Here is a 9,360-nt window from a genome sequence, read left to right on the forward strand (position 1 = left end):
GCAGGCGGGCGGTGGCACCCAGCCGGAGCTCGGCGATGCCGGTGAGCGCGTGGATCCGCAAGGGCCGCGAGGCGGAGAACTATCCCGAGGACAAGATCGTCTTCCTCACCTTCGATGACGGACCGACCGCGCAGACCTCGAAGAATCTGCAGGTGCTCAGCGACCACGGAGTGCATGCGGCGTTCTTCCAGGTGGGCAAGCTCATCGACGACTCGACCGCGCCGATCGTGCATGAGGTCATCGACCAGGGCAGCGCCGTTGCGCTGCATTCGCAGTCGCACAGCTACGACCACCTGTATCCGGGTCGCAGCGCCTCGGCGGAGCGGATCGCCAGCGACTATGACGAGGTGCTCGCGGCCGTGCGCGGAGTGCTCGGCGAGGACTATGCGTCCGGTGCCTACCGCTATCCCGGCGGGCACATGTCGTGGAAGAACATGGACGCCGCCGATGCCGCACTGGCCGAGCGCGGAGCCGCGTGGATCGACTGGACTGCGCTCAACGGCGGTGCCGAACCGGCCAGCCGGCGGCCTGCCGATGTGGCAGGACAGCTGGCGCGGGTGAAGGAGACCTCGCACTCGGCGACGAACCCGAACGTCGAGGTCGTACTCATGCACGATGCCAAGAACAAGAAGCTGACGACCGGGGCGCTGCCGGAGATCATCAAGCACTACAAGGACGCCGGCTACCGGTTCGGCGTCCTCGGCTGAGCCGCGCGGCTGCGGGCGTAGACTGCGGGCATGCGCTTCACTGCCCTTTCCTGCCGACTCATCGTCCCGGCCATCTGGCTGGGTCTCATCATCGCGATCGATCTCATCGAGGCGCCGCTGAAGTTCCAGGCTCCCGGGATCACGATCCCGCTCGGCCTGGGCATCGGCCGGCTCGTATTCACCGCGATGAACATCGTCGAAGGGGTGCTCGCCGTCGTGCTCATCGCCGCGGTCGCTGCGACCCGGCAGCTGCGGCCGGCCTGGGGCCTCGTCGGGGCGATCGCCGGGCTCTACATCGTCAAGGTCGCGTTCGTGCGCCCCATCCTCAACACCCGGACCGAGGCGGTGCTCAACGGCACGGCTGCCGCCGGCAGCTCGGTGCACCTCGTCTACATCGCCGTCGATGCGGTGCTGTTCTGTGTGCTCGCCTTCTACACGTTCCGGCAGGCGCGCACGCTCATCGTGCCGGCCCACATGATAGCCGCTGGTCTGGGAACGGCGGGCAGCCGGAGCTGAGGCGCGCGGCGGGCGAGAGCGTCGGCGGGAGCTGAGGGATCATATACGATCCCCTTGATTCGGCAGGTTCCCCCACGTAGCATCGAGAGACACTCGTCACATTTCCAGGCATCGCGATGCGGACGATGCGGAAAGGGATAGGTGCAACGTGGCATCCACGGCAACGCCACCCCTGGCCTCCCCCACCGGCTCGCGCACCCGGGACACGCACAGCGCGCCCGTCGACCTGCGGACATGGACCGCCTCCATCAGCCGCGCGGTCGTCCCACTCGATATCGAAGCCACCGGCGGCGTCGAGTTCGTCGGCCAGCTGCAGCAGACCACCGTTGAGGAGGTCGCCCTCTTCGAGCTGGCCACCACCCCGCACATCGTCCACCGCACCGCCGCCCATATCTCGGATGAGAATGCCCGCTTCTACAAGATCAGCCTGCAGCTGTCCGGCTCGGCGATCCTCGAACAGGACGGCAGGACCGCAACGCTGGGCCCCGGCGATCTGGCGATCTACGACACGCACCGGCCCTACCGGCTGCACTTCCCACAGCCGAACCGCGCACTCGTCGTCCTGTTCCCCCATGAGCTCAGCGACCTTCCCCCGGATGCGGTCGCGAAGGTCACGGCGACGGCCTTCGCCCATGACGACGGCCTCGGGCGGATCATCAACCCGTTCTTCCGGGAGCTGGCGTGCAATATGGATCAGCTGGCCGGCAATCACGCTGGCAGGCTCGTCCATTCCGCGCTCGACCTGCTCATGACGATGCTCTCGCAGGAGCTGCACCGGCAGAACGGCACCGTCGGCGATCCGGCCCGCAGCCTCGCGCAGGAGGTGCGGGAGTACATCATCGCCCGACTCGGCGATGAGGATCTGACCCCGGCGGCGATCGCCAAGGCGCACTACATCTCGCTGCGCCACCTCTACTCGATCTTCTCCAATCAGGAGACGACCGTCTCCGCCTGGATCCGCAGCCGCCGGCTGGAGCACATCCGGCGCGATCTGACCGACCCGCTGCTGGCCGACCAGACGGTGCTGGCCATCGCCTCGCGCTGGGGGCTGCGTGATGCCTCGCACTTCAGCCGGATCTTCAAGGCCGAGTTCGGCAGCTCACCCACCGCCTACCGGCGCGCTCACCTGGCGCCGCTGTCCCAGGCGAGCTGAGGCTGCTGTCCCGGGCGAGCTGAGGCCAGCCGCCCAGCCCAGCTGAGGATGCCCAGCTGAGACCGTCCGCTCGCCGCAGTGCGCACAGATCGACCAGCAGCGTGCACCCAGGGGCTAGACATGCCCCGCCGGCCTGCCGATGCTGGATCATGCAGACATGTCACTTTAGGAGGACTCATGACCACTGCAGCAGCCCCCGGATCCGGCCTGCTTGAGCGCATCGTTACGCCGACAGGCGGCCAGCCCATCCACGACCCGGCAACCGGTGAGTTCATCGGCCACGCACCCACCGCCTCGGCGGCGGATCTCGACACCGCTGTCGCAGCCGCCCAGGCGGCGCAGAAGAGCTGGGCCGCCACGCCGGATGCCGAGCGCTCAGCCCTGCTGCACAAGGCCGCCGACGCCGTCGAAGCCCACGCCGAGGAGCTCGCGCAGCTGCTCTCGCGCGAACAGGGCAAGCCGCTCAACGGACCCAACGCCCGGTTCGAGGTCGGTGCCTGCGCCGCCTGGCTGCGGGCGAACGCCGACTTCCCGATCGAGCCCGAGGTCGTCATCGACGACGGCGAGACCTACGCCGAGGTGCGCTATCAGCCGCTCGGCGTCGTCGGTGCGATCGGACCGTGGAACTGGCCGATGATGATCTCGGTGTGGCAGCTGGCCCCGAGCCTGCGGATGGGCAACACCGTCGTCATCAAGCCGAGCGAGTACACGCCGCTGAGCGTGCTCGCCCTCGTCGAGGTGCTCAACTCGGCCCTGCCTGCGGATGTGCTCATCCCGGTGTGCGGCGGCGGGGAGCTCGGCGATCAGCTCACCCGGCACCCGGACATCGCGAAGATCATGTTCACCGGTTCGACCTCGACCGGCAAGGCGATCATCAAGGCAGCCAGCGACACGATGAAGCGGATGACGATGGAGCTCGGCGGCAATGACGCCGGCATCGTCCTCGACGACGTCGATCCGGCGGCGATCGCCGAGGGGCTGTTCTGGGGTGCGTTCATCAACACCGGCCAGACCTGTGCTGCCCTCAAGCGCCTGTATGTGCCGCGCTCGATCTACCGCGAGGTCTGCGATGCCCTCGTCGGCGTGGCTGAGGCGATGCCGATGGGTGTGGGGCTGGAGGAGGACAATGTCCTCGGCCCGCTGCAGAACGCCGCCCAGCGCGATATCGTCGCCCGTCTCGTCGACTCTGCACGCAACGCCGGGGCCACGATCCTCACCGGCGGTGAGCACGACGCCGAGGCGCCGGGATACTTCTACCCGATCACGCTCGTTGCCGATATCGACCCGGACAACCCGCTCGTCACCGAGGAGCAGTTCGGTCCGGCGCTGCCGATCATCGCCTATGACGATCTCGAGCAGGCCATCGAGTGGGCCAACAGCCTCGATGCGGGCCTCGGCTCCTCGGTGTGGTCGGCTGACCGCGCGCGGGCCCTCGACGTCGCTGCGCGCCTGGAAGCCGGCACCACCTGGATCAATAAGCACGGTGCGGTGGATCCGCGGATGCCCTTCGGCGGTGCGAAGGAGTCCGGTTTCGGCCTGGAGTTCGGCGTCGCCGGGCTCAAGGAAGTCGCGCAACCGCATGTTGTGACGTACTGATGCGGTGACCCCGGCGCGGCCCGGGGCTCTGCGCTGCTGAGCTCAGCAGCTCCGGCCGCGGGAGCCAACAGCACGAAGGCGCCCACCAGCTGGTGGGCGCCTTCTGCATGCCGGACCCGAGGTGGTTGGGGCCGCTGTTCTCTCAGCCGATGTTCGCCTCGGCGAGAGTCGTGTAGATGTCCGGACGCTGGGACTTGAGGTACTGACCCCAGATGAGCCCGACGACCCCGGACCCGACCATCGCAGCCGGCAGGATCCATGCCAGCGGCGAGCCTTCCGCCTCGATCATGACGTCGAAGTTGACCATGATGAGCAGGAAGATGACGCCGAGGCCGATCGTGGCGATGACCGGCGCCCAGATCCGCACGAACGCCGGATGGGATCCGGCACAGGTGCGGAAGTAGCCGATGACCGCCAGCGAGGTGAGGCACAGCAGCAGCACCATGCCGAAGGCGGCCGTGTTCGTCAGCCAGGTGAACATCGTCAGCACCGGGAACAGCGGCCCGAGCTCTGAGCCTGCGCCAGCGATCGCGAAGATGACGATGAACACGACAGCCAGTGCGGTCTGCGTCAGCGAGCCGGCGACCGGCGCCTGCGCGCGCGTTCCGGTCCGGCCCAGCCATGACGGCAGCACTCGCGCTCGGCCGAGGGAGAAGAAGTACCGCGCGGCAGCATTGTGGAATGCCAGAAGGGCGGCGAAGATGCTCGTGACGAACAGAATGAAGGCAAGATCGGAGAAGATCGCCGGCACATAGTCGCTCAGGAACGCGAACATCAGATCGGGTCCGAGCTCTTGGGAGCCTGCGACGATCTGGCTGGGGCCGACTCCCATGGCGAAGGCCCATGCGGAGAGCGCATAGAACCCGCCGATGATCGCCACGGCGATGAACGTCGCCTTCGAGACCGAACGCTGCGGGTCCTTCGTCTCCTCGCTGTAGATCGCACCGGATTCGAAGCCCATGAACGCAGCGATGCCGAAAGCGAGCAGCGTTCCGAGGCTGCCCGTCAGCCAGTTCTGCGGCAGGAAGGGATCAGCACTCAGGCCTTCGGGAGCCACTGCCAGCGAGATGAGGCTGACGATGATGACGACGAGGAACTCCAGGGACACGATGACCGCCAGCACACCGGCTGAGAGGTCGATCTTGCGCACTCCGAGCACTGCGACGATGACGAGTGCGATGAGAGCGCACACCCACCACGGCACCGCGGTGCCGAGCTTGTCGTTGATGAACGAGGCGGTGACGAAGCCGAAGATTCCGTACAGGCCGATCTGCATCGCGTTGTAGGCCGTCATCGCGAGGAACGAGGCCCCGACGCCCATGCGGGTGCCGATGCCGGTTGAGATGTAGGCGTAGAACGCGCCGGCGTTCTGCACGAACGAGCTCATCCGGCCGTAGCCGATGGCGAAGAAGATGAGCACGCCACCGAGCACGAGGTAGCCGACCGGGACGCCGAGTTCGCCGGTGACAGCGAAGCTCGTCGTGGCGCCGCCGGCGATGACGGTCAGCGGTGCGGATGCCGCGATGATGAGGAAGACGAGTTCCTTCACACCGAGGGTCCGGGCGGCCAGGTGGGCGTCGGCTCCCGGAACCGAGGCGGCAGCGCCCGTGTTTGCGCCGGTTTCCGGGGCGGTCTGCGGGCTCATGCTGTCATCCCATCTGCCGCGGCAGCAGCGCCTGCCGCTGTCTCTCTGTGCACGCGACGGGCTGTGGTGATGCCGGATTCGATCGCACCGTCGACGACGACGCCGTTCCAGCCCTTGGCATAGTGGCTCTTCGTAATTAAGGGTGTGGATCAGTGATTCCAGGACACGGCGTGGCGCTGCCCGGATAGACGTCGAGGTGGGACTGCTGAAGGTTTGGTTGACTCTGGGGTTTATGCCGTCAGGGCGACGGCCTTGTGGTGAACCAGTTCGTATTCAACCGGGGTCAGTTTACCCAGACGGCGCTGCCAGCGCTTCCCCGGAAACATTTGTGGGGTGGGACCGCATTGCGATCCCACCCCACAAGCTATACCGATACGTTACCGGTCAGGCGATTAGTTCTCCTCGCCTGCGCGGCGACGACAGGTGAACGCGAGGCCGAGGCCCGCTGCGATCATCGCGGCCGCAATACCAACCACACCAGTAACCTGTGCACCCGTCCGAGGGAGTTCACCGTCCCGGATGACCTTCTTGCCAGTGTCGCCAGGGGTCGGCTTTTCAACGACGACCGTCACGCGGTCGATCTCGTTGCCGTCCTTATCCTTGACAATGACGACGACCTTGTCACCAGGCTTGGCATCCTTATCGATGTCGACAATCAGGTTGCCGTCCTTGTCGATTTCAGCCTTGCCCGGGCCTTCCGTCTCAACGGTGCTGCCGCCCGGAACCGGACCGCCATCGTTCGGGATTTCGACCTTGTCACCAGGCTTACCCTTGTCGTCCTTCCAGTCAGGCTGCTCAGCAGGAGTGTCAGGCTCTTCAACGACGACCGTCACGCGGTCGATCTCGTTGCCGTCCTTATCCTTGACAATGACGACGACCTTGTCACCAGGCTTGGCATCCTTATCGATGTCGACAATCAGGTTGCCGTCCTTGTCGATTTCAGCCTTGCCCGGGCCTTCCGTCTCAACGGTGCTGCCGCCCGGAACCGGACCGCCATCGTTCGGGATTTCGACCTTGTCACCAGGCTTACCCTTGTCGTCCTTCCAGTCAGGCTGCTCAGCAGGAGTGTCAGGCTCTTCAACCGTGATGGTGACGTCGACGTTGTCCTTCGAACCATCCGGGTAGGTCACCTCAACCGGAACGGTGATCTTGTCACCAGGCTTAGCGTCCTCAGGGATGGTAACGGTGATCTCACCAGTGTTCTCATCGATGGTCACACCATCAGGCGCGTTCTCACCAGGGGTGAACGTGGTGCCGTCAGGAGCAGTGGTCGGGTTGCCGTCCTTGTCCTTGAACTCAGGAGCGGGAACCGTCACATCCTCACCAGGCTTACCCGAACCATCCTCGTAACCAGGCTCGTAGATGGTGTTCTGGTTCGGAACCTTCGGGTTGCTGTCGTCTTCATCCGGGATGCCGTCGCCGTCATCGTCCGGGTCCGTGACGTCAGGCTCACCGTCACCATCGGTGTCCAGCTTGAAGTTCGCATCCGTCTTATCGGTGCTGCCATCCGGGTAGGTCACCGTAACAGGAACATCGAACTCCTCAACGGTGTCCTTGTTCAGCTTCGACTTGTCCGGGAACGTAACGGTGATCTCACCGGTGTTCTCATCGATCTTTACCTCATAGCCCTCAGGAGCCGTGAAGTCATCAGAAATCGAGAACTTCGAACCATCAGGAACCTCGGTGTCCTTACCGTCCTTGTCAGTGAAGGTCGGAGTCGACTTGGTTTCCTCACCAGGAACAACAAATTTGCCCTCATACGCAGGCTCGTAGTCGTCTGCATCCTTCGTCACCAGAACGCTCCATGCGGAAACGGCGCTGTCGCCGGAAACCAGGACCACGTTGAAGAAGTCGCCCTTCTTGGCGTCTTCCGGGATGTCGAAGGTGCACGCTGCGACCTGAGCCTTGATGCCCTGAGACTGGTCGAGTTCGCAAACCTTGAGGAGATTGCCCTTCGGGCCGTGCCACTCAACCTTCGACGACAGCGTCGACAGGTCGCCGTTGAACTCCGGGGTCACCGTGGTGCCCGGAGCCGCTGGCTTGTCGGTTGCGTTGTAGTCAGCAGTGATCGACACCGGTGTGTAAGGCATCAGGGCGTAGTGGACGTTGTACAGCGAGTTGACTGGCTTGCCGTACCGCGGCGTGTTAATATCCTCAACCCGCGACGTCACTGTTTGGTTCTCAGCAGGAATAGCTGCCGGCCGGAAATTACCGCCACCATCGAAGCGCTGGAAGATCGGGGTGAGGAAGCCTGTGTAGCCGTTTTGAACCACACCATCCTTGTTTTCCACCCATACGAAGACGTGGTCCGGATTGAGGAAGTCCTCACGGGTCTGGTTCTGGTCGGTGTATTCCCCGAATCGCAGCGAGTAGTAGCCTTCGGCATCAGTCTTGCCGTGGACAGTCTTGAGGATATACTCGGGGTGGTCCTCAAGCATCTTTTTGGTGGCCTCGGCCAGCTTGCTCGGATCACCCTTGAACTGTTCGTGCAGCTTCTGGTTAGCAGCAGCACCGTCCTTAGTCAGGGTGGATGCGTAGACGGTGTAACCGTCAGCCGCTTCGTCAATCCCGTTCTTTGACGGGCCAGTAGCAACAATGCCCCTGTCCGGGCCACCGGTTTCCAGCCAGACGCGGCCAGAAAGGACATTCGATTCACGAAGCTGGGTAGCCGCGTTGCTGATCGGACCTTCAGGGTCCTCAACGAGCTTGTCGCCTTTGGCTGCCATCCAGCTAGTTTCGTGGTTCGGCGGAACTTCCTGATAGAACGCAGCCATCAGCTGAATGTTGCCGCCAGCTACACCGACGGAACCAAGCGGAGCTTCAACCAGACCGTTGAAGGAACCAGGGACGAAACCGTTGGCCTGACGGAACATGACAACCTTGTTGCCACGCTCGTTAGTGAATGGTTCAACCCAGATACGGTGTTCCTGGTCGGTGCGTGCCGACCAGGTGTGCTCGTTACCGAGCTTATCGGTCCAGGTAATGCCCTTGTCACCCGTGCCGAACGCAAACGTGCCCTGGCCACCGTTACCGCCGAAAACGTTCGGCAGGGTGTGGGTCTTCGCGCTGAAGATCGGCGAATACGAACCGTCCTTATCACGGAACTGCGCATATACCGTGATGCCGTCCAGCTTGACGTTGCCGTTGTCGTAGGCAGCACCCGGGTTACCACCAGGCGTAGCCATGTACACGTGGCCCGAGATCAGACCTTTACCAGCACCGTGAGCGTCGGTCAGGTTAGCTGCCTTCGTGACACGACCGCTGGCGATCATGTCGGCGTCGATAATCTGGTCAGGAGCGTTCACCGGCGCCTGAGCCAGCTGGTCGACAGCAGTCTGTGCCATCTGCGCAGCGGCAGCCTGATCCACCAAACTCGGGGCGATCCAGCTCGGCGCCAGAGTCGTAGCCAGTGCTAGCGCCAGGGCAGCCGACCCAACACGCACGGGCCGGCATTGCAGCAGCCTGGACGATTCTTTCTTAGCCATGAGATGGAGATCCTCTCGTTATTTTCCATGGAGGGGAGCGAGAGCTAGCGCTGAATTCGCGAAGAGCGTGACCGGGCCAAGAAACGGTAGCACGGAGGCGACCTTGACTTTCAGCTGATCATGGCAACACTCAGAGAAAACTCTCAAGATATAGCCTAGATGATTGATTCCAAGGGTTCAGTGGTCGTACGCGGTCAGTGACCGGAGTACCGGCTGTCCGGTCTTCTGGTTGTGCCAGATCGCAGTAGTCAGCGCGAG

The 9,360-nt window shown here is 63.9% G+C and carries 6 protein-coding genes; 4 read left to right on the plus strand and 2 right to left on the minus strand.

The features are described 5' to 3' along the window. The first annotated feature begins 11 nt into the window (after positions 1-11). From ACFFN1_RS03345 to ACFFN1_RS03360, 4 genes are all read left to right on the plus strand, one after another. Positions 12-707 (plus strand): polysaccharide deacetylase family protein, encoded by a 696-nt coding sequence (locus ACFFN1_RS03345; RefSeq protein WP_376838584.1) that lies wholly within the window; start codon positions 12-14, stop codon positions 705-707. A 30-nt stretch (positions 708-737) separates the two neighbouring features. Continuing rightward, on the plus strand, positions 738-1,223 hold the full coding sequence (locus ACFFN1_RS03350; protein ID WP_376838586.1) for a hypothetical protein: 486 nt from the start codon (positions 738-740) through the stop codon (positions 1,221-1,223). Between the two features lie 148 nt (positions 1,224-1,371). Beyond that, positions 1,372-2,376 carry an AraC-like ligand-binding domain-containing protein gene (locus ACFFN1_RS03355; RefSeq protein WP_376838588.1) on the plus strand — a complete coding sequence of 335 codons (1,005 nt, stop codon included), beginning with the start codon at positions 1,372-1,374 and terminating at the stop codon, positions 2,374-2,376. Between the two features lie 177 nt (positions 2,377-2,553). Continuing rightward, entirely contained in the window at positions 2,554-3,972 is a 1,419-nt protein-coding gene (locus ACFFN1_RS03360) for an aldehyde dehydrogenase family protein (protein ID WP_376838590.1), read from the plus strand. 142 nt (positions 3,973-4,114) lie between these two features. On the opposite strand, the gene ACFFN1_RS03365 is transcribed toward ACFFN1_RS03360, so the two are convergent. Both ACFFN1_RS03365 and ACFFN1_RS03370 read right to left on the minus strand, forming a co-directional pair. Continuing rightward, positions 4,115-5,617 carry an APC family permease gene (locus tag ACFFN1_RS03365; RefSeq protein ID WP_376838592.1) on the minus strand — a complete coding sequence of 501 codons (1,503 nt, stop codon included), beginning with the start codon at positions 5,615-5,617 and terminating at the stop codon, positions 4,115-4,117. Positions 5,618-6,009: 392 nt separating this feature from the next. Further along, entirely contained in the window at positions 6,010-9,102 is a 3,093-nt protein-coding gene (locus ACFFN1_RS03370; protein ID WP_376838594.1) for a YPDG domain-containing protein, read from the minus strand. Positions 9,103-9,360: the final 258 nt, after the last annotated feature.

The sequence above is a fragment of the Brevibacterium otitidis genome (assembly GCF_042429315.1).
GTDB classification, from domain to species: domain Bacteria; phylum Actinomycetota; class Actinomycetes; order Actinomycetales; family Brevibacteriaceae; genus Brevibacterium; species Brevibacterium otitidis.

Excerpts from the sequence above, each read along its gene's own strand:
- ACFFN1_RS03365 (WP_376838592.1), bottom strand. The coding sequence starts at position 5,617 with ATGAGCCCGCAGACCGCCCCGGAAACCGGCGCAAACACGGGCGCTGCC.
- ACFFN1_RS03370 (WP_376838594.1), bottom strand. The coding sequence starts at position 9,102 with ATGGCTAAGAAAGAATCGTCCAGGCTGCTGCAATGCCGGCCCGTGCGT.
- ACFFN1_RS03360 (WP_376838590.1), top strand. The coding sequence starts at position 2,554 with ATGACCACTGCAGCAGCCCCCGGATCCGGCCTGCTTGAGCGCATCGTT.
- ACFFN1_RS03350 (WP_376838586.1), top strand. The coding sequence starts at position 738 with ATGCGCTTCACTGCCCTTTCCTGCCGACTCATCGTCCCGGCCATCTGG.